Annotated in this window: 30 protein-coding genes; 23 read left to right on the forward strand and 7 right to left on the reverse strand. The window is 33.5% G+C overall.

What is annotated here, in order from left to right:
- Positions 1 to 6: 6 nt before the first annotated feature.
- The 10 genes from EDC58_RS01265 to EDC58_RS01310 all read left to right on the forward strand — a co-directional run bounded on the left by EDC58_RS01265 (position 7) and on the right by EDC58_RS01310 (position 6597).
- Positions 7 to 1005 (forward strand): prepilin-type N-terminal cleavage/methylation domain-containing protein, encoded by a 999-nt coding sequence (locus tag EDC58_RS01265; protein ID WP_123351689.1) that lies wholly within the window; start codon positions 7 to 9, stop codon positions 1003 to 1005.
- Positions 1005 to 1418, forward strand: a complete 414-nt coding sequence (locus EDC58_RS01270; protein WP_123351690.1) for a type II secretion system protein — start codon at positions 1005 to 1007, stop codon at positions 1416 to 1418. Before EDC58_RS01265 ends, EDC58_RS01270 begins: the two co-directional genes overlap by 1 nt.
- A gap of 31 nt (positions 1419 to 1449) precedes the next feature.
- Positions 1450 to 1950 carry a ribosome hibernation-promoting factor, HPF/YfiA family gene (hpf, locus tag EDC58_RS01275; RefSeq protein ID WP_123351691.1) on the forward strand — a complete coding sequence of 167 codons (501 nt, stop codon included), beginning with the start codon at positions 1450 to 1452 and terminating at the stop codon, positions 1948 to 1950.
- Positions 1951 to 1997: 47 nt separating this feature from the next.
- A complete protein-coding gene (gene rpmH, locus EDC58_RS01280) occupies positions 1998 to 2132 on the forward strand; it encodes a 50S ribosomal protein L34 (protein WP_007472994.1) in 135 nt (44 codons plus the stop codon).
- Between the two features lie 65 nt (positions 2133 to 2197).
- Positions 2198 to 2419: a ribonuclease P protein component gene (gene rnpA, locus EDC58_RS01285; protein ID WP_235823147.1), complete on the forward strand. Its 222-nt coding sequence runs from the start codon at positions 2198 to 2200 to the stop codon at positions 2417 to 2419.
- Positions 2385 to 2708 carry a membrane protein insertion efficiency factor YidD gene (gene yidD, locus EDC58_RS01290; RefSeq protein ID WP_123351693.1) on the forward strand — a complete coding sequence of 108 codons (324 nt, stop codon included), beginning with the start codon at positions 2385 to 2387 and terminating at the stop codon, positions 2706 to 2708. Before rnpA ends, yidD begins: the two co-directional genes overlap by 35 nt.
- A complete protein-coding gene (gene yidC / locus EDC58_RS01295; protein ID WP_123351694.1) occupies positions 2701 to 4245 on the forward strand; it encodes a membrane protein insertase YidC in 1545 nt (514 codons plus the stop codon). The genes yidD and yidC overlap by 8 nt, the downstream gene beginning before the upstream one ends.
- Positions 4242 to 4892 carry a Jag N-terminal domain-containing protein gene (locus EDC58_RS01300; protein WP_123351695.1) on the forward strand — a complete coding sequence of 217 codons (651 nt, stop codon included), beginning with the start codon at positions 4242 to 4244 and terminating at the stop codon, positions 4890 to 4892. Before yidC ends, EDC58_RS01300 begins: the two co-directional genes overlap by 4 nt.
- Entirely contained in the window at positions 4861 to 6189 is a 1329-nt protein-coding gene (gene mnmE, locus EDC58_RS01305; RefSeq protein WP_123351696.1) for a tRNA uridine-5-carboxymethylaminomethyl(34) synthesis GTPase MnmE, read from the forward strand. Before EDC58_RS01300 ends, mnmE begins: the two co-directional genes overlap by 32 nt.
- Positions 6190 to 6204: 15 nt before the next feature.
- Entirely contained in the window at positions 6205 to 6597 is a 393-nt protein-coding gene (locus tag EDC58_RS01310; RefSeq protein ID WP_123351697.1) for a GatB/YqeY domain-containing protein, read from the forward strand.
- Here the strand turns inward: EDC58_RS01310 and EDC58_RS01315 are convergent.
- From EDC58_RS01315 to EDC58_RS01340, 6 genes are all read right to left on the reverse strand, one after another.
- Positions 6581 to 6907 carry a hypothetical protein gene (locus EDC58_RS01315; protein WP_123351698.1) on the reverse strand — a complete coding sequence of 109 codons (327 nt, stop codon included), beginning with the start codon at positions 6905 to 6907 and terminating at the stop codon, positions 6581 to 6583. The genes EDC58_RS01310 and EDC58_RS01315 overlap by 17 nt on opposite strands.
- Positions 6904 to 7131 carry a hypothetical protein gene (locus tag EDC58_RS01320; RefSeq protein WP_123351699.1) on the reverse strand — a complete coding sequence of 76 codons (228 nt, stop codon included), beginning with the start codon at positions 7129 to 7131 and terminating at the stop codon, positions 6904 to 6906. Before EDC58_RS01320 ends, EDC58_RS01315 begins: the two co-directional genes overlap by 4 nt.
- Entirely contained in the window at positions 7124 to 9718 is a 2595-nt protein-coding gene (locus EDC58_RS01325) for an NAD-glutamate dehydrogenase domain-containing protein (protein WP_123351700.1), read from the reverse strand. Before EDC58_RS01325 ends, EDC58_RS01320 begins: the two co-directional genes overlap by 8 nt.
- A gap of 144 nt (positions 9719 to 9862) precedes the next feature.
- Entirely contained in the window at positions 9863 to 10654 is a 792-nt protein-coding gene (amrB, locus tag EDC58_RS01330; protein WP_123351701.1) for an AmmeMemoRadiSam system protein B, read from the reverse strand.
- 10 nt (positions 10655 to 10664) lie between these two features.
- Positions 10665 to 11666 (reverse strand): AmmeMemoRadiSam system radical SAM enzyme, encoded by a 1002-nt coding sequence (gene amrS, locus EDC58_RS01335; RefSeq protein ID WP_123351702.1) that lies wholly within the window; start codon positions 11664 to 11666, stop codon positions 10665 to 10667.
- A gap of 84 nt (positions 11667 to 11750) precedes the next feature.
- Entirely contained in the window at positions 11751 to 12737 is a 987-nt protein-coding gene (locus EDC58_RS01340) for an amidohydrolase family protein (RefSeq protein ID WP_123351703.1), read from the reverse strand.
- A 42-nt stretch (positions 12738 to 12779) separates the two neighbouring features.
- On the opposite strand from EDC58_RS01340, the gene EDC58_RS01345 reads away from it, so the two are divergent.
- The 13 genes from EDC58_RS01345 to EDC58_RS01405 are packed head-to-tail and all read left to right on the forward strand — an operon-like array spanning position 12780 to position 25114.
- Complete coding sequence (locus tag EDC58_RS01345; protein ID WP_123351704.1) at positions 12780 to 12962, forward strand: hypothetical protein; 183 nt, start codon at positions 12780 to 12782, stop codon at positions 12960 to 12962.
- Positions 12959 to 13453 carry a DUF2628 domain-containing protein gene (locus EDC58_RS01350; protein WP_235823148.1) on the forward strand — a complete coding sequence of 165 codons (495 nt, stop codon included), beginning with the start codon at positions 12959 to 12961 and terminating at the stop codon, positions 13451 to 13453. The genes EDC58_RS01345 and EDC58_RS01350 overlap by 4 nt, the downstream gene beginning before the upstream one ends.
- A gap of 31 nt (positions 13454 to 13484) precedes the next feature.
- On the forward strand, positions 13485 to 14741 hold the full coding sequence (gene purD, locus EDC58_RS01355; protein ID WP_123351705.1) for a phosphoribosylamine--glycine ligase: 1257 nt from the start codon (positions 13485 to 13487) through the stop codon (positions 14739 to 14741).
- Complete coding sequence (locus EDC58_RS01360) at positions 14741 to 15187, forward strand: RDD family protein (protein ID WP_123351706.1); 447 nt, start codon at positions 14741 to 14743, stop codon at positions 15185 to 15187. The genes purD and EDC58_RS01360 overlap by 1 nt, the downstream gene beginning before the upstream one ends.
- Positions 15174 to 17162: an LPS-assembly protein LptD gene (locus EDC58_RS01365; protein ID WP_170151096.1), complete on the forward strand. Its 1989-nt coding sequence runs from the start codon at positions 15174 to 15176 to the stop codon at positions 17160 to 17162. Before EDC58_RS01360 ends, EDC58_RS01365 begins: the two co-directional genes overlap by 14 nt.
- 9 nt (positions 17163 to 17171) lie before the next feature.
- Entirely contained in the window at positions 17172 to 18563 is a 1392-nt protein-coding gene (locus tag EDC58_RS01370; RefSeq protein ID WP_123351708.1) for an MlaD family protein, read from the forward strand.
- Positions 18564 to 18589: 26 nt separating this feature from the next.
- Positions 18590 to 18814 (forward strand): DnaJ domain-containing protein, encoded by a 225-nt coding sequence (locus EDC58_RS01375; RefSeq protein WP_235823149.1) that lies wholly within the window; start codon positions 18590 to 18592, stop codon positions 18812 to 18814.
- A 1-nt stretch (position 18815) separates the two neighbouring features.
- Complete coding sequence (locus EDC58_RS01380) at positions 18816 to 19406, forward strand: phosphoribosyltransferase (RefSeq protein ID WP_123351710.1); 591 nt, start codon at positions 18816 to 18818, stop codon at positions 19404 to 19406.
- Positions 19406 to 21571, forward strand: coding sequence for a polyribonucleotide nucleotidyltransferase (locus tag EDC58_RS01385; RefSeq protein WP_123351711.1), 2166 nt, complete (start codon positions 19406 to 19408; stop codon positions 21569 to 21571). Before EDC58_RS01380 ends, EDC58_RS01385 begins: the two co-directional genes overlap by 1 nt.
- Before the next feature lie 3 nt (positions 21572 to 21574).
- A complete protein-coding gene (locus EDC58_RS01390) occupies positions 21575 to 22666 on the forward strand; it encodes a succinyldiaminopimelate transaminase (RefSeq protein ID WP_123351712.1) in 1092 nt (363 codons plus the stop codon).
- On the forward strand, positions 22663 to 23133 hold the full coding sequence (locus EDC58_RS01395; RefSeq protein ID WP_123351713.1) for a hypothetical protein: 471 nt from the start codon (positions 22663 to 22665) through the stop codon (positions 23131 to 23133). Before EDC58_RS01390 ends, EDC58_RS01395 begins: the two co-directional genes overlap by 4 nt.
- The gene (gene murC / locus EDC58_RS01400) at positions 23130 to 24437 is read left to right on the forward strand and encodes a UDP-N-acetylmuramate--L-alanine ligase (RefSeq protein WP_123351714.1); all 1308 of its coding nucleotides are present in this window, start codon (positions 23130 to 23132) and stop codon (positions 24435 to 24437) included. The genes EDC58_RS01395 and murC overlap by 4 nt, the downstream gene beginning before the upstream one ends.
- Entirely contained in the window at positions 24434 to 25114 is a 681-nt protein-coding gene (locus EDC58_RS01405; protein ID WP_180937072.1) for an aspartate/glutamate racemase family protein, read from the forward strand. Before murC ends, EDC58_RS01405 begins: the two co-directional genes overlap by 4 nt.
- Before the next feature lie 172 nt (positions 25115 to 25286).
- On the opposite strand, the gene EDC58_RS01410 is transcribed toward EDC58_RS01405, so the two are convergent.
- Positions 25287 to 25760, reverse strand: a complete 474-nt coding sequence (locus EDC58_RS01410) for a hemerythrin domain-containing protein (RefSeq protein WP_123351716.1) — start codon at positions 25758 to 25760, stop codon at positions 25287 to 25289.
- Positions 25761 to 25790 lie beyond the last annotated feature (30 nt).

The raw sequence follows: 25790 nt of genomic DNA on the forward strand, positions 1-25790 counted from the left end.
GAATTAATGAAAAAAGCTTTTACTTTAATTGAAATATTAGTGGTATTAATAATTGTAGGTATATTAGCTACGATAACTACACAAATAATTTATAAAGTTTATCAAAACTACTATATTTCCAGAGCTTTAAACAAGCTCTCTTTTAAAACGGATATTGTTTTAAATATGATAGCAAGTAAAATGACTCAAAGAGTTCCTAATTCCACGATTGCTGTGGAGTGTAACGCTACTAACGGTGGGTGTGCTAACGGAAACGTACTTTCTTATAAATCGGTATCACTGGTAACTCCCGCGGATGCATATAAATATCCCGTGCTTGAATGGCTGGCAAAAGACGTATACTCAAAAAGAGGAATATATGACGATGCGAAAGGTTACATCGTACCCGGATGGGCCGGATTTGTAGATTTAATAAATACGGTGGATTTAGGTAATGACGAATATAATATAAGTATGCCGTTTAGTAATTTTAACATTGTAGAGAATATGGATTCAAACTGGACAGCTCAATGGGGAGTTTCGACGGGTGGTAGCGTATTTGCCGGAAAATACGAAGTTTTGATATTTTCAGGTGCGGATGATAGGGGAGACTTTAGTGAAGTAAACTCTTCATACGGGTATTATAACGGTCCCGCTCAAAATGTTTTTCAGGTAAAAAGTTTTAAAGTGGATGAAAACAAAACCGTTGCCGATGTCAAGGCTATAAGTACGTCTAATAGTACGATGGTCTTTGAAGGCTTTTATTTGGTAAATTCCGCAATGGCTATCGTGCCGGTTTATAATCCCGATACTAAAGATTTTAATTTAACTCTTAGACAAAATTATTATCCATGGAATTCCGAAACATACGTCAACGGTAATAGTACTTTAATATCAACTCACGTAACACAATTTAGATTTAGAGAACAAAACGGAATCATGAGAATCTATATTTGTATAAGCGATCCTAAAGTAAAAGCAGGTGATGAAAAAATTACAATTTGTAAAGAAAAGGTGGTATTCTAATGAAAAAAGGGTTTTCGTTACTTTTTACTTTAATTTTTATAATTATTATGGCGATGGTGGGTGTTATGATTTTGGAACTCGGTGCATCATCTACAAGACATACGGCAAGAAGTTTTATGGATACCAGAGCCGATCTTGCGCTAAGAGCGGCAACAGAATATGCGGTTTTGGCAATGCAAGGGCACGATTATGCCACTTACGGAAGAATTAAAAAAATTGATTTATCATTTCCTGAATTTAACGCGGAAGTCAGATTTCACTATTTTACACCTTCTTGCACCACTACAAATGGAGATTGTACTTATGAAGATACGAATGATACTAATATGACCGCACTCGTTTATGTTACTGTAACGTCTAAAAACCCCGATTTTTATATCAGAAAAGTAAGAGTTACACTTCAAAACCCTTGATGTTTGATATAATTTAACAAAAAGGAGTAATATGAACGTAGAAATTGTTGGAAGAAACGTAGCTTTAACTGAGCCAATGAAAGACCATATTCAAAAAGTAATCGACGAAGTTGAAAAATATAATCTCGGGATTATGCACGCAATCGTTACGGTTGATAAAGATAAAAGGGACTTTTTTACAGTCGAAATAATTATGAATATCCCTGAAAAAGGAACTGCGGTAGTTCATTATACCGATAAAGATATGTACGCAGCTCTTGATAAAGCAAAAGATAAACTTGAAAAATTACTAAGAAGATATCACGATAAAATTAAAGACCATCGCAAAAAAGACAGAATCGAAGAGCTAATCGTAGAAGAAGAGGTTGACGAAATCGTAGAAATGCCTCTTGATGTGGAAAAACCTCTAACAATTGACGAAGCTATTGAAGAGTTCAAAAATTCCGGGCTTTATTTTATGGTGTTTAAAGACACGCACGGAGAAAAAAGAGTAATTTACAGAAGAAAAGACGGAAAACTTGGATTATACTAATTTCTTTTGGTAAAATTCCACACTAAAATTAAAAAAGGAGTAGGTTTATGAAAAGAACATACCAACCAAGTAAAATCAGAAGAAAGAGAACTCACGGTTTTAGAGCGAGACTAAAAACTAAAAACGGGAGAAAAGTTCTAAAAAGAAGAAGAGCAAAAGGTAGAAAAAGATTAGCGGTTTAAGCGGCGAAGAAATAAAGATAGTTTATAAAAGAGGAAAGAGATTAAACGGCAAATTTTTTACTATTTTGTATCTTTCCTCTGATTCTTTAAAAGTTTCTGCGATAGTATCGAAAAAGATATCTAAAAAAGCCGTTATAAGAAACAAAATAAAAAGAAGAATCAGACATTTGGCAAGTATCTATTTAAAAACAGGTTTTTTTATAGTTTTGCCGAAATTTGATATTTCGGAAATAGAATTTAAGAGATTGGAAAATGATTTTAAAAAAATTGTCGATAAAATCGGTTGAGTTTTATCGATATTTTATAAGTCCCTTATTCGGTCAAAAATGCAGATATTATCCTACTTGTAGCGAATATGCGTTGTGGGAATATAAAAACGATAACTTTTTCAGTGCTACCGTAAAAACAATATTAAGAATTTTAAGATGTAATCAGTTGTTTAGAGGAGGGATAGACTATCCGGTAATTACAAAGAAAATAAAACCGGTGTATGGAAAAAAAGAGAAAATTGATTTTTGGTATATTCCTACGAAAAAAAAGAATAAATATATCGTAATAAAGGCGAATAATGAATAATAGCGGTAATCTAAGAAGAATAATCATAGCAACGGTGATTTCATTTGCTTTTTTTGTGGCTTATGACTTTTTCGTATTGCAGCCGCAAATGGAAAAAGCTCAAAAGACCCAAACTCAAAAAGTAGAAAAAAACACGACTACAACTACAAACACTTCAAAAGTAGCTTCAAACACAAAAGCATTAAATACAAAAACGTTAGTTGAAATAAGTTCTAAAAACTTCGATGTAAAAATCGATTCTATCGGTAGAATTACAAGTTTCGTACTTAAACAAAACAAATTCAACACGAAAAAAGGTAAGCATTTACAATTAATTGCTCCTAATTTGCCAAAACCGCTTGAAATGAGATTTGAAGATGCTGAAATTAACAAACTTGCATTTTCTACATCAGCAACTGCCGATAAAAATAAAATCGAAATCAAGGACAAACCTCAAAGTGTCACTATTACTCAGAATTTAAACGGGTTGATAGTTAAAAAAGTTATCACTTTTTATCCTAACGGAAGATATGATATAAAAGTAGAGCTTTCAAAAAATGTAACTTATTATATCTCTCCTGGATACAGACCTGATGTTGCAATAGATCAGTTAACGATTCACGGAGCTCTTATCAAAAAAAGCGACGGAACTCTTGAAATTATAGAAGACGGAGACGCTAAGCCTGAAACAATCAATAACGCTATCGTTTTAGCGGGGTTTGACAGATATTATACGACTCTGTTTTTCTCTAAAGAACCTATTACTGCCGTAGTGGTGCCTGATAAAGAAGAAAATCCGACTCTTTTTGTAAAAAGCGATAAAAATATCGAACTTACAGGCTATATCGGTCCTAAATTCGTAGATACTCTAAAAAGTATAAACCCTCAACTTGTAGATGTAGTGCAATACGGAGTGGGTACGTTTTTTGCGAGAAATCTTTTCTTAGTACTTGATTGGTTACATAAAATGGTTGGTAACTGGGGGGTTGCTATTATTCTTTTAGTGGTGCTTGTAAGACTTGTACTATTCCCTCTAACATATAAGGGAATGGTGAGTATGTATAAGCTAAAAGAGCTTGCGCCGAAAATGAAAGAAATCCAAGAAAAATATAAAAAAGACCCACAAAAACTTCAAATGCATATGATGAAGCTCTATAAAGAGCATGGAGCTAATCCTCTTGGCGGTTGTTTACCTTTATTATTGCAAATCCCGATTTTTTACGGAATTTATAAACTCCTATTATATTCAATCGAGCTTAAAGGGGCTCATTTCTTATGGATTAAAGATTTGAGTTTAATGGATCCGTATTTCATTTTACCGGTACTAATGGGTGTTTCTATGTATATTCATCAAAAACTTACACCGACAAATTTCCAAGACCCTATGCAAGAGAAAATTTTCAAATTCTTGCCTGTTATCTTTACGATTATGATGGCGACGTTCCCTGCGGGTCTCGTATTATATTGGACAACGAACAATATCCTATCAATCGCACAGCAATGGATTATTAATAAAATAATGGAAAGTAAAAAGGCAGCTTTAAAGGCTAAAAAGTGAGAATAGAAGCTAAAACTTTGGATGAAGCGTATTTAGAAGCGGCAAAAAGACTTAATTGTTCCGTTTCGGACTTAAACGCAAAAGTTATTCAATACCCGTCAAAGGGTATTTTCGGTCTTTTTGCAAAGCCTGCGATTATCGAAGTGGACGAGCATATAGATTTTGATATTGAAGACGTACTTCCTAAAATCAAAGAGGGGCTTGAGAATCTTTTTAAAAAATCATGTTTTAACGTAGAAGTTAGCGAAGTTAAAAAATATGACGAAGAGACCGTATTTATTAAACTTGACGGAGAAGATGCAGCACTTTTGATAGGAAAAGAAGGCTATAGATACAACGCTTTGAATTATATGTTTTATAATTGGATAAACCAAAAATACGGATTTAAAGTAAGACTTGAAATTGCTGAGTTTCTTAAAAATCAAGAAGAGATGTTAAGAAGTTTTTTGGCGCCGTTTATTGAAAAAGTGAGACAAAGAGGTTATGGAAAAACCAAACCTTTTGACGGAATTTTAGCGTTTTTGGCTTTGGAAATTTTAAGAGAGGCATTTCCTGAGAAATATGTCGCTATTAAAGAGAGAAACGGCGAAAAATATGTAGTAATCGGAGATAGACATGGAGACAATAGCGGCAATAGCGACTCCTAACGGGATAGGGGCGATTTCGATTGTTAGAATTTCGGGTGATAATGCACTTGAAATAGCAAAAAAACTGACAAAAAAAGAGTTTACTCCAAGAAAAGCCACTTTAGCAAAAGTATTTGACTCAAACGACGAATTAATCGACATAGCTCTTGTAATTTACTTCAAAGCACCAAGTTCGTTTACCGGTGAGGATGTTGTCGAATTTCAATGTCACGGCGGTGTGGTAGTTAGTCGTCTTATTTTAGAAGAGGTCTTAAAACACGGTGCAAGACTTGCAAATCCGGGTGAATTTACAAAAAGAGCTTTTCTAAACGGAAAAATTGACGCTTCGCAAGCCGAGGCAATTGCAAAGCTTATTGAAACACGCTCAAAAGAGGGTGCGAAATTATTATCTCGTCAGCTTGAGGGAGACTTATCTAAATTCGTAGATGAAGTAAGAGAAAAACTTATAGAGATAATGGCGTATGCCGAAGTTTTTATCGATTATGCCGAAGAAGATTTGCCTGAAACATTAGGTAGTGAAATCGAAGAGAGACTTCAAAAAATAGAAGAGCTTTTGATTCATACTCTTGAATCGAGCAAAAGAAGAGAAGCTCTTCTTAGCGGTTATAAAGTAGCAATCGTAGGAAAGCCAAATGTCGGTAAAAGCTCTATTTTAAACGCTTTATTAAATAAACAAAGAGCGATTGTAAGTGATATTGCCGGTACAACGAGAGATACTATCGAAGAAGATATTCAAATCGGCTCTCATCTCATAAGAATAATCGATACCGCTGGAATTAGAGCGGCAAAAGACGAAATTGAAAAAATTGGAGTTGAGAGAAGTAAAAAGGCTATTGAAGAAGCTGATATAGTAGTTGGAGTTTTTAGTGCCGATGAATTCACAAAAGAAGACGAAGAGATTTTGGAGCTTTTAAAAAATGTGGATAAAGAAGTTATTATCGTTATTAATAAAGTCGATAAGGGCATCAATATAGACCTGGATAAATTCCAAGGTTTAAAAGTAGTAAAAATTTCCGCAAAAAAAGATATTTCGCCTTTAATAGACGAACTGAAAAATTTACTTGATAGTTTTTCAAGTGAAGACGAACATATATTAATCTCGACTCGCCAAATTCACGCCGTAGAAAAAGCATTAAACGCCATTAACGAATCAAAACAATTTTTACAAACGGGAGAGCTTGAACTTTTCAGTTATCAAATACAAGATGCAATCAGAGCTATTAGCGAAATTACCAAACCTTTCGAGTATGACGAAATGCTTGATAAGATGTTCGGTAGTTTTTGTGTAGGAAAATAAATAAAGGAGTGAAAAATGACAATACTTGAACTTAAAAAAATGATGATGAAAGCTAAAAAAGAAGACAAAACAAAAGCAAACGCATTAATGATGCTTGTTGATAGCGCACAAAAAATCGCAAAAGAAAAAGGTGAAGAAGTTAGTGAAAAACACATAATCGACGCCGCTAAAAAACTTGCTAAAATGGCTAAAGAATCTATTGAAGCCGGAATGGAAGAGGCTAAAAAAGAACTTGAAATTTATGAAAGTTTTCTTCCTAAAATGTTAAATGAAGAAGAAACTACGAAAATAATTAAAAATATAATCGACGAAATCGGCGGTAAAAATATGGGTGAGATTATGAAAAGATTAAAACAAAGAGGAGATATCGATTTAGGTCTTGCAAGCAAGATTATAAAATCTCTTTGATCTCCTTTATTTTTTTGTGTATATAAACTCCTAAAATCACTCCCAAAAGCAACAATATAAAACTTAAAATAAAAACTGCGGTAATTTTTGAGGTATAAATAGAAAGTATCAAAAATAGTCCGTAAAAAATACCGATTATTGCAAAACCGATAAAAAGAGAGGCTAAAATCATCAAAAATATCAAAATCAAACTTTTTTGAATTAAGGTGTTAAGTTTTTCTTTTTGAGTTTCTATAAAACTTAGTGTTTTAAGCTCCATCATTTTAACAGAAAGTCTAAGAAGCTCCAAAATTGTAATAAGTCCTTTCATTTTAACGCTTTTCCTATTATTAGTCCTGTTATAAAAGCGATGAGTAAAAAAACAATAGGCATCTCTTTTTTCTCAAGCAAAAAATCTATAAATTCCTGAGAATATTTTTTTAGTTTTTCCAAATCTTCTTCATTGAAGAGGTCTTTAAAATCAAACTCTTGATTTTTTATTATCTCTTCGATTTTTTGTTTTGTAAGGGCTATCTCTTTTTCTATATCACTCATTTTCAACCTTTAAGGAGTTTAGTAGAAGTTCATTACTTAAATAATTATAATAAAAAATCGACTTATGTTTTTTAAGTTCTAAAGGATTTATAAAGTTTTTTGGATGGATTTCATGATTTAGCGAATATAAAATGGAGTTGTAAAGAAATATTTGGAAATTTTTGTAAGTTTGATATTTCATCTCTTCTTCGAGTTTGCTTTTTGTTTTTATGTTTTTGATTTGATTTAGGATTTTTTCAAGTTTAATTACCGCGTTTATTTGAGAATATATTTTTTGTAGCTGTCTTAAGCTTTTGCCCGTTTTTTGAGAGATTTTAAGCAAAATTGAGATAAATTTGAGTCTGTTTTGGTTTTTTATAAAATCATCAAGGTCGTTTATTATTTTCTCATCCGTTTTTTCTATACTCGAATCTATGTTTAGAGTTATGATATCATCAATTAATTCCAAAATTTTATATTGTTTTTTTATTTCTAAATTTAAAGCTTCTTCTTTTATTTTTTCAAGATTTAAAACTTCGTTTAAGATTAAAATATTGATAATTTTTTGAGTGGAAAAGTTTTTTAGGATTTTTAGTCCGTAAAGATTTACTACTTTGTTTGTTATTACGGTTTTTGCTATCTCTTTTTTTAAGATGTGTTTTTCATAGTCTATTTCTAAAGGAAAGTACTCTTTTAGATATTTTTCATCAAAAAAATCTATTTTTTCTTTTATAAAAAGTTTTGTATAAAGAAGCAAAATCGCAAGGATAGGTCTTAACGGCTTGGTAGAATCGAACGTTTTGAAAACTTCATTAAAAGTTTCTACGTTTTGTAGAGTGTTTGCAAACTCTTTAATGTCTTCTTCGCTAAGCTTTTCGTCAAGCGAGATTCTAAGAGGTTGCATAATATTTTGGGTTAGCACTTTTTTTATTACGATATCGGTATATTTTAAAACGTCGGCATTAATTAGTTTTAGGTTTACTTCATAATCGCTTATGTTAACTCCCGCGCTGTTGTCTATAGCATCAAGGTTTATTCTTCCTTTTTGAGAGTATTCGACTCTGGCTTTATTCGTCATTGCTAAATTGGCGCCCTCGCAAACACAGAAAGCTTTTATTTCGTTTGCGTCGATTCTTATGTCTGCGTTTTGTTTATCGCTTATTAGTTCGTTGATTTCTTCGCTTGCTTTTACGTATGTACCTATTGCTCCGAAATATAACATATCGACTTTTAGTTTTAATAATTTTTTTATAAGTTCGTCCGTTTGGATGATTTGGGAGTCGTGATTTATTAATTTTTGAATCTCATTTGATATTTTTTGAGTTTTTTTGCTTCTATCAAATATCGCTGCGCCTTTTGAAAGAGCTTTTTTTTCGTAGTGTTTCCACGAAAGTGAGTTTTCAAAAAGCCTTTTTCTCTCTAAAAAAGATTTTTTAATATCGGGATTTGGGTCTATGAAAATCTCTTTTGAAGATATTGCGGCTATGAGCTTGAAGTTTTCATTCATAAGCATTCCGTTGCCAAAAACGTCTCCTCTCATAGAGCCCACACCCACGACGCTTATTTCGTCTTTGAATATATTTTTGTTTATTTCCAAAAAGTGTCTGTTTGCTGAGGTCAAAGCTCCAAGAGCAGTAATTCCCAATTTTTTATGAGAATATCCGTTTTTGCCGCCGCTTGCAAAAGCGTCTTTGAAAAAATATCCTCTTTTAATCGCTATTTCGTTTGCTATGTCGCTAAAGTCGCTCGTACCTTTATCGGCCGCCACTACGAAATAAAAATCTTTATCTTCCCCGTACTCAAAATCCACCAAATCAAGAAGTGCGTCGATATATAACGAATAGCATTTTTTAATTTTTTCTCTGCTCGGATTTTCATCAAAAATAAAAAATCCTCCTTTTGCTCCGTTTGGGATGATAATTGCGTTTTTGTATTGTTGGGTTGTCATTAAATCTTTTATCTCTTCTCTAAAATCCACTCTTTGAGAATATCTGATACCGCCTCTGCTGATTTTACTCATCCTAAGATGAACGCCGCAAAAATCGTTATGATAAACAAAACTTTCGATATTGGGATTAATTCCTTTTAATAGGTGCTTGAAGTTTTTGATATCGATTTTAAAAGCTATAGTTTCTTTGTTTTTTTCCAAATTAGTTTTTATTATGTTTTTTTTAATTTCTCTAAAAATCAAAAGTACTTGATGTTCGCTTTGATTATCGGTGTCTATTTCTAAAGAGGGATTTTTTATAAATGAAGAATATTTTATGTAGGTGTTGATAATGAATTCGTAAGAAAATTTCATTATTTGAGACTGATAAATAGCTAAGGCTCTTAAAAAATTTATCTCTTTTAAAGAAAAATCAAGCTGATAAAAATAGTAAAGTTTGCATTTTTTAGGTATTTTTCCAAGGAGTGCGTTTTTTAAGATTTTAGTAAAAAGTTCTTTGTTCTTTATCGGTTTATTTACTTCTATTTCGTAATTGTTTTGTGAAGTGTTCAGTTTTTGTATTGTGAATTGAAAATTCTCTAAAAGATCAACGATTTCGTTAATTGTTAGAGGATTTTGAGAGGTGATTGTGAGATTTTTTTCATTTATTTTTATTTGCATTCATTTTCTTTGTGTTAAGAAAAGAAAGAGAAATTATTTAGAATATAAAACTCTTCTTCTCTTTCTTTTCATTTTGAATTTTCCTCTTGCCATACGCACCTCCTATTATGGAGTAGGTAAAATTATATCAAAATTAAATTAATATTAAATGAATATCGCGCTCATATATCCCACAACTTGGCTTTCATCGCCGCTTACATCGGCACTTGTTCTATAATCTACGATAAATGGAGTTAGTCCGAGCTCGCTTGCGGCTATAATCATTGCGCTCACTCCTATTTTACCGCATGCTTCACATTTATCAAGTGCTTGTAAATCAAGATTTTGCACCGCTTCAAGACAATTATAATCAAGTGCGTTTGCGGTTTTTAGGTCGTAATAATGGCTCAAATCCGTAGAAATTACCACTAAAGAGCCATCTTCTATCGCATATTCGATAATATTTTTTAATTTTTCAGGCGAATAATTGCCATAGATTAGTTCTACAACAGGAATAGGACCGAAATAGTGATAAATAAACGGCATTTGCACTTCGGTAGAATGTTCTTGGTGCACTTCTTCTAAGTTTTGTACGCCGAAATTTTCTATAAGACTTTTTGCAAACTCTCTATCTATTGGCAAAAGCCCGCAAGGCGTTTCGTAACTCTCTTCAAGAGTTGTCGAAATGCCGTTTATCGGAAATCTGTGCGATGGTCCTATGACTACTACTCTTTTAGGTTTTGTATTGCTTGCTATTCTGTATGCGAAATTAGCGGTAAATCCGCTATACATCCACCCGGCATGAGGTACTATTATCGCTTTTGGTTTTAAAGAAAAAACTTCGGCGGCTTTGTCTGCTTCGACGTTTTCGTCGATTATTTTATTAAAATGCTCTATATACTGCTCAACAGCCTCACAACTACCGCCGTACCACTCTTTTACTACCGCTCTTCTCATTTTTTACTCCTTATTTCCAAACTCCTGGAATCACTTCGCCGCAAGTAGGGCAGCGAGCGACCCCTTGGTTGTCAATTTGCAAGATATTTTTTTCTACTCTGTAAATGGTTCTTACAATAAGCTCTTCGTTACATTTCGGACAATATGTCACCACAGGCAGTGCCACGTTTCCTAAATAGACATATTTTAATCCCGCTTTTTTTCCTATTTCATACGCTTTTATCATAGTTTCCATAGGAGTTGCCGGTTTGTCTTGGACTTTGTAATCAGGATGAAATCTACTGATATGCCAAGGTATGTCGGTACTTACACTTGCTATAAATTCGGCAATTTTAGTAAGCTCTTCTTCGCTGTCGTTATCTTGCGGCACTATAAGAGTCGTAATTTCTTGCCAAATTCCAACGTCATGTAATCTTTTTATGGTATCAAGGACGTCTTCTAAATTACCTTTTAATACTTTTTTGTAATATTCGGGTTTGAAACTTTTCAAATCGACATTGCATGCATCGACCCAATCTTTCATATCTTCTATCTCATATACACTTTCAAATCCGTTTGTTACAAATACGTTTTTTAGTCCTTTTTCTTTTGCCAAAACTCCTACGTCTCTTGCATACGGATAAAATATACTCGGTTCGTTGTATGTGTATGCGATAGATTTGCAGTTATATTCGAGTGCGAGTTTTACCATTTCTTGCGGTGAAACGTATACCGAATCGTTTACTTTATTGGTATGGGCTATTTGCCAATTTTGACAAAACGGACATTTAAAGTTACATCCCACAGTTCCGAAAGACAAAACACCGCTTCCCGGTAAAAAGTGAAAAAGCGGTTTTTTCTCTATCGGATCGACGTTTATACTTGAAGGATGTCCGTATACTAAATTAACCAGCTCGCCGTTTTTATTCATATTAACACCGCAAATACCTACTTGTCCATCTTTGAGTATGCAGTGATGACGACACAAAAGACATCTGATTTTTCCGTTTTCAAGAGCTTCGTAGTATTTCATTTCCCCTCCTTAAACTTTTATATATTATACCACAAGGAGGAGAAAAAGTAAATAGTTTGATTTAATGAAGTTGATATAAGGAGGCTAAATAATTCTTGCTCTCACTCTCGTATAAGGGCAGTTTTTGCCTTTGCTTGCGAAGTTTTCGAAATCCACTTCGAATTCACCAAGTTCAATCTCCATATATTCGTCTATATCTATGCCGAAAAGTTTTGCAGGGTTGGTCGAGATGAGTTTCGTTATTATTTCATGTGAAATAGGCAATGAATATGCAAGCTGAGAGAAAATGTCGAGTTTGCTTATTCCGAATTCCGCTTCTTCAAACGGAATGTCTTTTTGGTTTGTGGCGATATGATTTGATGATATAAAGTCGATTAATCCTTCCTCACAGGCTTTTAATAGTGCGTTTTTGTCTTTTTCGCTTCTTAAAGGCGGGAAAGTTTTATATAAAGTATTGAAATCTTTTAGGTTTTCGTCGGTAAAATAGAGATTATCGATACATACGTCTATAAAGATGTTTTCGGGTTTGTTTTTTAGAATTTCAAGAGATTCTTTTGTGGTGATACTTTGAAATACCACTTTTGCATTGAAGTGGCTTGATAATTCGTAAATTTTGGCGACTTCTACGCTTTCGGCATAATTAGGTATGCCGCTAACTCCCATGGCATATGCTATTTCGCTGTCGTTCATAACGCCGTAGCTTAGGGATTTGTTGTGGCAGTTTACGAAAATAGGAATATCCAAAAATTCGGCATACTCAAAAACTCTTTTTATAAGATTCATATCTTCATCGCTATTGATAAATATAGCGCTTGCACCTTTTTGTTTTAAAATGGAAATTTCGCTGAGTTTGCCTTCATGAATTCCTTCTACCGCTACTAAAAGATTGAAATTTTCTTCGTTCGCTCTTTTGAGGTTGTAGGCTAAATGCAGTTTATCGAAAATCGGTTTTTGTTTCGGAATCATAAGAGCGGCTATTACTCCGCCGTTTTTTGAAGCGGCTGCTATTCTTGCTACGCTTTCGGAGTTTTTCACGTTTAAATCTACGGATTTTGGGACTTTGATTTTCATTTAGGTCCTTTTTTAATATAATTTTACTAAAAAAGGCGCTAAATGGGTTTGTTTGTTATTATTAATCTTATTATTTTATCCACGGTAGTTGCATATTTTGCATATCGTTTAGGTCATAATCACTGGATATTTTTTATAATTTCGATATTGCTATCACCAGTAGTGGGGAGTTTGTTGCTTGCTATTTGGGATTATTACAAAACGTTTATAAAAGGAAGAGTATGAGTTTGAGAGATAAATATTTAAAACTTTTAAAAGAGGTGTATGTCGGGGATGAGAAAGATATGGAAGTTTTCGAAGAGATTATGAATGACGAGGGGCTTGGAAAATGTAAGCCGAAATTTAATTTAAAAGCGTTTATTTTCGGTTGGTTTTATCTTTTGTATAAAAGAGCGGTGCTCGAAGCGTTTTCGGTTCTTGTAATATCTTTAATGATTGCTTATTTAATGGCTTATGCGAAAATTCATCCGTTATTGGTGCTTGCTACGATTATAATCGTAAATTCTTTACTAAGCGGTTTTTGCTATTACTTTTTGTATCTTAATAAATTTAATAGGGATGTGGATTATTGTGGAGAGTATAATACGGATATCGAGTGTTTGAAAAAAAGAGTAAAACCTAAAATATCATATGTGATTATCGCTGTTATCGTAATTATCGCTCTTATTTGGCCTTGGCTTTTCGCACTGATTACTGGGTATTCATTAAAGACTTAATTTGTTATAATTTCGCAAAAAAAGGCTTGATATGAAAAAAGTTTTGATAATTGGCGGCGGTGGTAGAGAGTATAGTATCGGATATTTTATGAAAGACGAAGCGGAAATTTTTTATGCACCCGGAAACGGAGCTACTGAAGAGTTCGCTACAAATATAGATATTAAAGATTTCGAAGAACTTGCTAATTGGGCGAAAGAAAACAATATCGACTTGACAATAGTAGGGCCTGAAGACCCTCTTGTTAAAGGTGTCGTGGACGTATTCAAATCTCACGGGCTTACAATTTTCGGACCTTCAAGCAAAGCTGCAAGACTTGAAGGAAGTAAAGTTTATATGAAAAACTTCCTAAAAAAACACAATATTCCTACAGCAAGATATATCGAAACGGACGATAAACAAAAAGCTTATGAATTTATCGACTCGATGGATAAACTTCCAATAGTCGTAAAAGCCGATGGACTTTGCGCCGGAAAAGGTGTAATTATTGCCGAAAGTAAAGAAGAAGCCAAAAAAACGGTAGAAGATATGCTAAGCGGAAAAGCATTCGGTGATGCCGGTAAAAAAGTAATTGTCGAAGAGTTTCTTGACGGGTACGAGCTTAGTATGTTCGCTATTTGCGACGGAGAAGATTTTGTACTTTTACCTGCGGCACAAGACCACAAAAGGCTACTTGACGGAGATAAAGGTCCGAATACCGGAGGTATGGGTGCGTACGCCCCAACTCCTCTTGCAAACGAAGAGCTTTATGAAAAAGTAAAATCAAGAATTATAAAACCTACTCTTAAAGGAATGCAAGAAGAGGGAGCGCCTTTTGAGGGAGTACTTTTTATAGGGCTTATGATTGTGGATAACGAGCCTTATGTGCTTGAATATAACGTTAGATTCGGTGACCCTGAGTGCGAAGAACTTATGGCACTGATTGACAGCAGCGTTTATGATATGTTTTTTAACGGTGCGACCAAACAGCTTGATAAAATCGACGTAAAAATCAAAGATATGGTGGCTGTGGGAGTTGTGTGTGCTTCTAAAAACTATCCTTATTCAAGTAGTGAACCTGCGGAAATTACCGTTGATGATTTGAGTGATTGCAACGGATATATCGCTTATGCGGGAGTTAAAAAAATAGACGGAAAACTTATGGCTACAGGCGGTAGGGTGCTTGTGTGCGTCGGTTTTGGAAAAGACGTAAAACAAGCAAGAGACGAAGCTTATAAAATCGTAGATAAAGTGCATTTTGAGGGTAAAAAATATAGAAAAGATATAGCATATCAAGCAATAGGGAAATAATGGAACTTGTAGATAAACTCCATATGCAAGGCTTCAAAGAAGCCTCACTTTTTAAAAGAGCGGTTTCTATGACAATAGACGACCTTCTTGTCTCTTTTATTATTTTTATAGCGTTTTTCGATTCTTTTGTTAATGCTAAAACGTTAGAGCAGCAAATAATATTAACAAACGAGCTTATAGGGTATATATTTTTGGCATATACTCTATATCATTGGATTTTTATTGCGCTTTACGGGAAAACTATAGGTAAAATGATTATGAAAATCAAAACTATCGATATCGAAACATTCGATAAGCCGTCATGGGGCAGGGCGCTTATAAGGAGTATCGTTAGAAATTTTGACGAAATGTTTTTTTATTTGGGTATGGCGTATGCTATCGTTGACCCACTAAATAGAGCAATTCACGATATCGTAGGGAAATCAGTTGTTGTTGAAGATAATTAGTATTCTTTTTTTCGCAATATTCGCTTATGCGGATATTATAAAAGTTTATGCCACAAAAGCTTTGGAAGAGAATAAAACTATTATTCTTCAAAAACCTCTTATTATCTATAAAGATTTTATTATTCAAGCTCAAAAAGGTATCGTAAAAAACGATAAAACCGCTGTTTTGGAAGGAAATGTGACTGTTTTTTATCAAAACAGCGCCATAGAAGCGGATAAGGTTACAGTAATTTCCAAAAATAAAATTTTTGCTAAAAACAATATTATTTACGATAGAAATCTCGATTTGTGGTTTAAAACGAAAAACGTTTCGATAAACGGCGATTTGATTAAATTTAAAAAGGTTATTTTTAGTAGTTGTTGTATCGATAAGCCCGATTGGTTTATCTATTCCAAAAAAGGAAGTTACAACAAAAAAACAAAATATATAAAGCTTTATAACCTTACTCTTTACGTTCATAAAGTACCGGTTTTTTATTTTCCGTTTTATTTTAACTCTCTTGATAAAACAAGGCGTTCGGGATTACTTAGACCGTATTTCGGATATTCTGCAAAAGAGGGCTTTTTATATACACAACCGGTTTATATAGTTTTGGGTCAAAGGGCCGATTTGGAATTCGATCCGACGATCAGAACTGCAAGAGGTAGAGGTTTATACGCTACTTTTAGGTTTGTAGATTCTCCAAATTCTTATGGAGAAATAAAACTGGGTGAATTTATTGATTATGATAAATATTTTACTAAATATAATTTGGCAAACAAAAAACATTTCGGATATCAGTTTTTATACGAGAGGAATTCGACCGTCTTTACAAACGATAAATTATATATGGATTTAAAATACGCAAACGACGTCGATTATTTTTATCTTAATCCTTATAATTATACTTTTAACACTTCGTATCTTATCGATAAAACAATTACTTCAAAAATAAATTATATTAATAGATTTAATACGAATTATATATTTGGAATTTACGCTAAATATTTTATTGATACTTCAAAACTTTCAAATGAAGATACGATACAGGTTTTACCACAAATTAATTTACATAAATTCGTAACGAAAAACAGCAATATTTTAAACTCTTTTGATGCGAATTTTTACAATTATTATTCTATTCCTACAAAATATTATCAGTTTGATACTTTATTACCGATAAGCTATTCAAAAGCAATATTAAATCATTATCTTTCATATAAAATAACGGAATCTTTTAGTTTTGCGAGTGCGAATTATTATAATTCTCAAACAAAACCGGACGTTTTTTCGCAGCTTTATACGAGTGTTGAGTTATACTCTTCTTTGATAAAAAAAGACGGATATTTACATATTATTAATCCTTCCGTTACTTTTAATTTTAACAACTATAACCATATTCAAAACTCCAATAATTTATTGGGAGAGTTGAAAATTAACAATAGCGTTAATTTAAAACTTTTCCAAATTTTTGAAAACGGAAATTTTTATTTGGATCATTCTTTGTCGCAAATGCTTTATATAGATTCGAACCAAAAAAACGATTTGGAAAATACATTAAATGTAAAAAAAGGAAATTACTCTCTTAATTTGCAAAATAAATATTCTTGGGATTATAAAAGAACAATTTATAACGCATTAACGGCTTCTTATTCGGATAGTAATTATCTTTTAAAAATGACACATATTTATAAATATGATAAAATTAATACGAATAAAATCAAAACGATTACTTTAAGGTTCGAAAAAAGCTTGAATCAATACAAACGATTTTATACGGAATATAGTTATGATTTGTTAAATAGATATAATAAGTATATACTTTTAGGTGTAAAAATGTCAAAAAAATGTTGGCAGTACGATATCGGGTTTAAACGAAATAGAATTCCGGTACTTAAAGAAGACGGAATTTCTTATAGAAACGATTATATTTTGAATTTTAACGTCTATTTTAATCCTATCGGCGGGTTAAAGCAGAGTATATTATTAAACTAAGGGAAAATAATGAAAACTGAAGTTAAAGTCGGTCTTTTTATATTAGTAGGACTTTTATCGCTTTTATATATGACTTTTCAGATAAAGACTCTTGAAGATTTTAAACAAAAAGGCTATCCGGTTTATGCTATCGTAAACGATGCAAGCGGTATTACTAAAAAATCAAAAGTCAAACTCAGAGGTGTGACTATAGGATATGTAGATAGTATGAAACTTCTTGATAACGGAGTTAAATTAAAACTTTTGATTCAAAAAGGTGTAAAAATTCCTGTCGGTTCGGAAGTTGCCGTAGCTCAGGATAACGTTCTTGGCGGAAAATATCTAAAAATTATTCCTTCGAATAATACGGCATATCTACAACCAAAAGGTGTTATTAAAAAATACGTACCTTCCGCTTCTATGGAAGACGTACTTACAAATATTAATAAAGCCGTAGGTGATGTAAGGGTATTGCTTGCAAAGCTTAATACTACACTAAATCAGCAAACTATAGATAACATTCACGCTATGATTGCAAATTTAAAAGTTTCTTCCGAGAGATTAAATGATATTTTAGCTACAACTCAAATGAAGTTGCCTAAAATTTTGGATAATGCAAACGCTCTTGTGGTTTCGTATAAAGAGACGGGTGATATTATTAAGCGCAAAATTCCTGAAATTTTGGATAAAACCGATATGTTACTTGCTAAATTGAACAAAACGGGTGAAATTTTAAATACCAAACTTCCTAAATTGGCGGATGAGTATATAAATTTAGGAAAAAACGCAAATCAACTTCTTGTCGAAAACAAACAAGGACTTAAAAATACTATTGACGCAGCGAGTGATTTCTTTGCAAGTGGAAGCAAAAGTTTTCAAAAGCTTGACGATATGCTCGCAAGTATGCAAAAATCACAAATTCAAGTCGATATTTTCTCAAATTATATGACACGAGACGACTACTTTAAAACGACGGCAAATATTGCATATATGCCTAATCCTACAAAATATTACATCGTAGGAGTTACGAGTACGAAAGACTATTCGACTAAAAATCCTAGTGATGAAGATAAAATCTATTTTAACGCCGAGCTTGGTAAAAGATATGACAATTTACTAATTAGAGGAGGAATTATAGAAAGTACCGGCGGTGTTGGAGCCGATTATTTTCTTGATAAAGACAGGGTGAAATTGAGTGCCGATATTTATGATTTCAATTCGGTTAACGACATAAGAGGGAATAATCCTAATCTTTCTTTAAAAGCTACATATCTGTATTTGAAACACTTGGAGTTTATTGCCGGTGTTGATAATATTCTAAATGCCGATGCGAGAACGTTTTTCTTAGGTGTGGGTGTTAAATTTATCGATAACGACTTGAAGACCATTATTGCCGGAGGAGGTACGTCATTTCTAAAATAGACGAAATAAAAGAGGCTTGTAACATTTTGGAGATTAAGCCTCTTAGTACTATGAAAGATATCGACAAAAAATATAAAAAACTTGCAAAAAAATATCACGCTGATATGGGCGGAGATGATGAAAAGATGAAAAAAATAAACGAAGCTTATAAAATTTTAAAAGATTACGTTTTAAATTATAAATTTACATTTAGCGAAGAAGAAATTTTAAAACAATATCCGGATGAATTTATCAAAAAATTTAAGGTGTGAGATGATTTTCGAAAATAGAGAAGACGCTTTGAATAAACTTCTTGAAGTGGTAGATAAAGATATTTTTACTGATTGCGTTATTTTAGCGATAAGTAAAAACGGAGTATATTACGCAAGAGAGCTCGGGCTTAGAAACGGGCTGGTTGAGGGGGATTTTCTTTTTATCGAGGAAGTTAAATCTCCGATTAATAAAGATACTTCACTTGCGGCTGTTAGTGAGACGAGAGATTATGTTTTGATTGACGAGCTTATCGAGTCGTTTGAAATTACAGATGATTATCTGTTTGGCGAGATAGAAAGGGTGTATGAGGAGAAAATTTTAGAGGATATTTATCAATTTCGTGCGGGAGAGGGTATAATTTCACTTGAGAATAAAAATGTTTTATTAGTGGATGAGGGAGCGAATACAGGACTTACTTTATTATGTGCCATAAAAAGCTGTATTTCCAAAAACGTAAGTTCAATAAGTGTTGCGATACCCGTAATAGCAAAAGAAACGGCGGAGATGGTTGAAAAACTTGTTGACCATACGTTTTTTGTTAAAGTTGTAGAAGATTATATAGATACCGAATTTTATTTTAAGGAGTTTTAATGAGTTGTGAAGTTGATATTAAGTTAAACGATAAAGAACAAAAGTTAATATTAAATAAAGTTGCGAAACAAGCGGATAGCTCTATTTGGTGGCAAGAAGGAAATACCGTAATGCTTGCTACTTTAACATACAATCCCGATGAGGTAATCGAAGAAGATTTCGTACCTTTAGTAGTGCAATACGTAGAAAGAGCTTATGCGGTAGGGAAAATTCCTGCGGGATTTGTAAAAAGAGAACAAAAACCGGGAGATTTCGAAACATTAACCGCAAGAATAGTAGATAGAAGCCTAAGACCTCTTTTCCCGAGAAACTACGGATACGATACTATTATTACCATTATGGCTTTGAGTGCGGATGAAGATAGCGATTTGCAAGTGGCGGCTATGAATGCGGCGGCTGCGTGTATGTATATGAGCTCTTTGCCTTTTGCAAAAATGGTACACGGGGTTAGAATCACAAGAATCGACGGGAAATTGGTTGTTAATCCGTCTTTAAGCGAACTTGAAAAGGGTGATTTTAATCTTTTCGTAACGGGTACGAAAGACGAGCTTTTAATGATTGAGTACGCAAGCCAAGGTCAAGAAGAGATTGAGATAATTCCTGTTGAAGATATTATGCTTGACGGGGCTCCTATTGAAAACACTATCGTAAAATATAAAACGAACGAAATTAGTGAAGACGAGCTTATAGAAGCTTTAAAATTGGCACAAGAAAAGATAAAAGAAGGTGCGGAAATTTATGAAGAAGCGCTTAAAAACTTCGTAAAAGAAAAAGTTAATTTCGAAGAGAGAAAAGAGGTTGATTTAACTCCTTATATTAAAGAAATCAAAGAAAAATATGCCGATGAGCTTAGAGAAATTATCAAACATTTAAGTAAAAGCGAAAGAGATTATCTCCTAAAACAATTCGCAAGAAAAATTGCAAGCGCGCTTGGCGAAGAAGAGAACTTCGATGCGATTTTAAAAGCTGTTAAAGAAGTGAAAAGAGAAATTGTCAGAGGTATGATTTTATATGAAAACGTAAGGGCAGACGGAAGAAAACTTGACGAAATCAGACCTATTAGTATCGAAACTAACGTACTTCCAAGAGCACACGGAAGCTGTCTGTTTACAAGAGGACAAACTCAAGCTTTAGCGGTGGCTACAAGAGGTAGTGAAATGGATGCGCAAGTTTATGCAAACCTCACAGATAAAGAAGAAAAACTTGAAAGATTTATGCTTCACTACAACTTCCCGGCATTTGCGGTTGGTGAAGCCGTAAGACTCGGACCTCCGAGCAGAAGAGAGCTTGGACACGGAAACTTGGCTAAAAGAGCGATAGAACCGTTAATCGACCCTGAATTTGATGAAACAGTAAGAGTTGTGAGCGAGATTCTCGAAAGTAACGGTTCATCTTCAATGGCAACCGTTTGTGCGAGCGCTATCGCTTTAAAAGCGGCAAAAGTACCTCTATTAAAACTTGCTGCGGGTATCGCTATGGGTATGGTTAGCGAGGGTGATAAATACGCTATTTTAACTGACATTATGGGACTTGAAGACCACGACGGAGATATGGACTTTAAAGTTGCCGGTACGTGGGACGGAATTACAGCAATGCAAATGGATATTAAACTCGGAGGAATTTCTCTTGATATCTTAAAAGAAGCGCTTTATCAAGCAAAAGAAGCAAGAGCGTTTATTTTAGAAAAAATGGAAAACGCGGTAGAAAACATCAAATATAATGAAGACGTACTTCCAAAAAGCGTAAGCTTTAAAGTGGAACCTGACAAAATTATCGATATTATCGGTACGGCAGGAAAAACGGTTAAAGAAATTATTGCAAAATTCGGTATTACTATCGACCTTGACAGAGAAACGGGTAAAGTTAAGATTTACGGAGATAGTTACGACCAAATGAACGCGGCAAAAGATTATATTCTAAACGTAATTTGTAAAGACGACAAACCAAAAATACCTAACTTCGAAATCGGAAGCGTGATTGAGGGAACTATTAAAAGAAAAGTACCATTCGGAATGTTTGTAGAAATCGCACCTGATGTCGAGGGGCTTTTACATATCAGCAAACTAAACGGAAGAAGCCTTGATGAGTTTGAAGAAGGTCAAAAAATCAAAGTAAAAGTCCTCTCTCAAAGCGGATTTAAAATCGAACTTGCTTTGGCGGAGTAGCGGATGTTTGAAAAATATCCTTTTGAAAAACTAAACGAACTTTTAAAAGACGTTCCTCATCCCGAGGAAGTTTTGTCTTTGACAATCGGCGAGCCTCAATTCGAAACTCCCAAATTCATTCAAGATTCGCTTTGCAAAAACGCAAAATACCTAAACAAATATCCAAAAACTGCGGGTGAAGAAGTTTTAAAAGAAGCTCAAAGAGGCTTTGTAAAAAGAAGATATTCGATTGAGCTTAAAAAAGACGAATTATTGCCGAGTTTCGGGACAAGAGAGCTTTTATTTAACTTTCCGCTTTTTTTAAGACCTAAAAAAACCGCTTTTCCTAATCCTTTTTATCAAATATACGAAGGTGCGGCAATAGCGGCCGGTAGCGAAATAAATTATATGGAGCTAAAAAAAGAAAACGACTTTAAAAATAGATTGTCTCAGCTTGAGGGGGATGAGGATTTTATAATCTTAAATACTCCAAATAACCCCACAGCAAGCGTTATGAGTTTGGATGAGCTTAGTGAGTGGGTTGAGTATGCTTTGAAAAACGATGTGGTTATTTTGAGTGACGAATGTTATAGCGAACTGTATATAGACGAAAAACCGCCGAGTATTTTAGAAGCGGCGATAAATGTCGGAAATAAAAATTTTAAAAATATTTTGGCGATTAATTCCATTTCCAAAAGAAGCAGTGCGCCGGGGCTTAGAAGCGGATTTATCGCAGGCGATAGCGAAATATTAAAAAGATACTTGTCTTTTAGGACCTATGTGGGATGTGCTTCTCCGCTTCCTTTACAATACGCTGCGGCTGAGGCTTGGAGTGATGATGAACATGTCGAGCCTTTTAGAGAAAAATATAGAAAAAATTTCGAGATTGCAAAAGAGATTTTGGGAGTGGAGATTCCAAAAGCCACTTTTTATATCTGGCTTGAGGTGGGTGATGATATAGAATTTACAAAAGAGGCGTATAAAAGAGGCGTAAAAGTAATGCCGGGACGTTTTATGGGAAGAAAAGGAGCCGGTGAGGGGTATGTGAGAATTGCCCTTGTGTATGATGAAGAAAGAACGAAAAAAGCATTAAAAATAATTAAGGAGCTATTATGAGTATTGCACAAAAATATAAAGAATTGGAAAAATACCTGCATAAAGACGATGCGGAAAAAATAAATAAAATTTTTAGCGAGATTTTAAAAGAAACATTCGACCTTGTAAATAAAAAGATAGAATCTAAAGGTACTTTTGATATAAACGACCCTGAAGAGGCGGCGGCTGTTAGAGCAATGTTCGAATATATGCTCGAATTGTGGAACGACGGCGAAATCGAAGAGGCAAAAGAGGTCGGCTATGATATGGCGTATCTTGTTAACGACCCTAAAATTAAAGAGATGTTTAGTATGTATGTGCTCGGAATGCTTGATAAATTGGATATCGATACGTTTTTTGAAAAATATGTTGACGATTCAAAAGCGTATAAAGATATGTTTTTAGCGGAATTTAACGATGATATCGACGAGCTTGTTATAAAACACAAAAAACAATTTCAAGAAGAGTTTAGTAAAGACGCAAAATGAATCACGTTCATTTTGTTGGAATCGGGGGTATCGGGCTTAGTGCCATTGCGAGATATTTAAACGCTGCCGGAGTGAAGGTTAGCGGTAGCGATATAAAAGAGACGCCTCTTACTGCAAAACTTAGAGTCGAAGGAATCGAAGTAAATATTCCTCATGATGAAAAAAACGTAACGACTCCGGATTTGCTCGTTCATACTGCCGTAGCAAAGCCAGATAACGTAGAACTTATAGCGGCAAAGAAAAAAGGTATTAAAACTTTAAGTAGAAGAGAGTTTTTGCCATATATCGTAAATGATAAAAAAGTTTTGTCCGTTTGCGGAGCACACGGAAAAAGCACGACTACTGCTATTTTATCTTCCGTTTTGCCTCAAGCTAACGCCTTAATCGGAGCCGAGAGTAAAGAGTTTCATTCGAATGCAAGAAGAACGGATAGTGAGCTTTTGGTATTCGAAGCGGATGAGAGTGACGGAAGTTTTGTAGATTCTAATCCTTATATCGCTATTGTGACGAATACAGAGCCCGAGCATATGGAGTTTTATAATCACGATTTGGATAAATTTTACGCTCATTATGAAGAATTTTTGAAAAAAGCGAAAATCAGAGTTGTTAACGGAGATGACGAATTTATCAAAAAACTTGATTTACCTATGAAAAAAGTCTATTTAAAAGACGCAAAAAACATTCGTTACGAAGTAAGAGACGGACTTCCTAAAACCGTATTCGAATATGAAAATAGAGAGTTTGAAGTTTACGGATTCGGAGAGCATTTGGTGCTTGATGCGCTTCTTGCTATTGAAGCTGCAAGAGAGTTTTTGAATATTGACGAGATTGTAAGTAATATTAAAAATTTCATTGGTATCAAAAAGAGATTCGATATTATAAGACATACCGATAATTTCGTTTTGATTGACGATTACGGACATCATCCTACCGAAATAAAAGCAACTCTTCATTCGGCAAAGATATACGCTATGCTAAACGGACTTGATAATGTCGTAGCTATTTGGCAGCCTCACAAATACAGCAGAACGATCGATAATCTTGAAGGGTTTGTTGAATGCTTCAATGAAGCGAGCGAGCTTGTGATACTTCCGGTATGGTCTGCGGGAGAGAAAGAGGTGTTTATTGATTTTGAAAAGCATTTTGCAAAACATAATCCAATTTTTGCAAAGAGAGTAAAAGTTGATGGAAATAATATTATGTTAATTGATGAGAACGGAGAAATTATAAAAACAATAGATAATGGATTGATTATCGGATTCGGAGCGGGTGATATCACGTATCAACTAAGAGGATATTTATGAAAACATGCGGAATAATAGGCGGAATGAGTTGGGAGAGTAGTGCGGAGTATTATAAACTCATAAACGAACAAATCAACCGAAAACTTGGAGGGTTACACAGCGCAAAGATAATACTTTATAGTGTCGATTTTCAAGAAATTGCAGAATATCAAAAAAATAATTTATGGGAAAAAAGTGCTGAAGTATTATCTAACGCTGCAAAATCTCTTGAAAAAGCAGGTGCCGATTTTGTAATGATAGCTACAAATACGATGCATAAAGTAGCCGATAAAGTAAAATCTTCAATTTCCATACCTCTTTTGGATATAAGAGACTCTCTTATCGAAGAGATTAAAGCTAAAAATTTAAAAAATGTGCTGTTGTTGGGTACTAAATTTACAATGGAAGATTGTTTTTATGTGGATTATTTGAAAAAAAGAGGAGTGGATGTAGTTGTTCCTGAATCTCAAGATAGAGAGATTATTCATAAAGTAATATTTGATGAGTTGTGTCTTGGTGTGACTAAAGATTCGTCAAAAAAAGAGTTTTTAAAAATAATAGAGAAGTATGAAACCGAGGGTGTAATTTTAGGGTGTACCGAAATCGGAATGTTGATTTCTCAAAAAGACACTTCAAAAACTATTCTTGATACTACGAAAATTCATTGCAATTTTGCAGTTAAAATAATGTGTCAGTGATATTGTCATCTTAGTGTCATTATAGGTTAATAAAATACCTCCGAGAAAAGATGAAAAAGGGGGTCAAAGATGAAAGGGACTGCATTACTTGATGATTTTATATTTTTATTTTTAGTATTAAACATTATTCTAATCGCAAAATTCGTTTATTAATCGTTTCTTTTTTAACCGATTATCTCAGTAATAGATAAATTTCGTTGCATGTGTGTAAATTATCGTAAATTTTATAAAGTTTTTCTTCTTCGAATCTTATTCTTTTAAATAAAAATGTTCGTATTATATTAAACAATTCTTGTGCTTCTGCAAAATTTTTTTCTTCTAAAGTATTTTTGAGTTGTAAGAACAAGGTGGCGTTTTTCGGAATTTCTTCTTTAATTTCTTTAAGTTTTTTTAAATTGCAAAATCTGTATTTAGATTCCAAATGTGTGTAAAATTGAGAATTTTCTAAAATTAGATGAAGTTCTAATTCATCAATGAAATGATGAAGTTTTTTAATTGCATTCGGTGATTTTTTGTTTATAGCTTCTTCTAAGGCTAAAAAAAGCTTTAATAATTTTTGATGATCTTTTTGTAATTTTTTTATTAAATCTCTTTTATGATATTTATTTTCTTTACTTCTAAGAGTTTTTCTAATGCTTTTTAGCATCCGGCACCTTTTTTTATTTAATGTTAACTT

Source organism: Caminibacter pacificus, assembly GCF_003752135.1.
GTDB lineage: Bacteria > Campylobacterota > Campylobacteria > Campylobacterales > Nautiliaceae > Caminibacter > Caminibacter pacificus.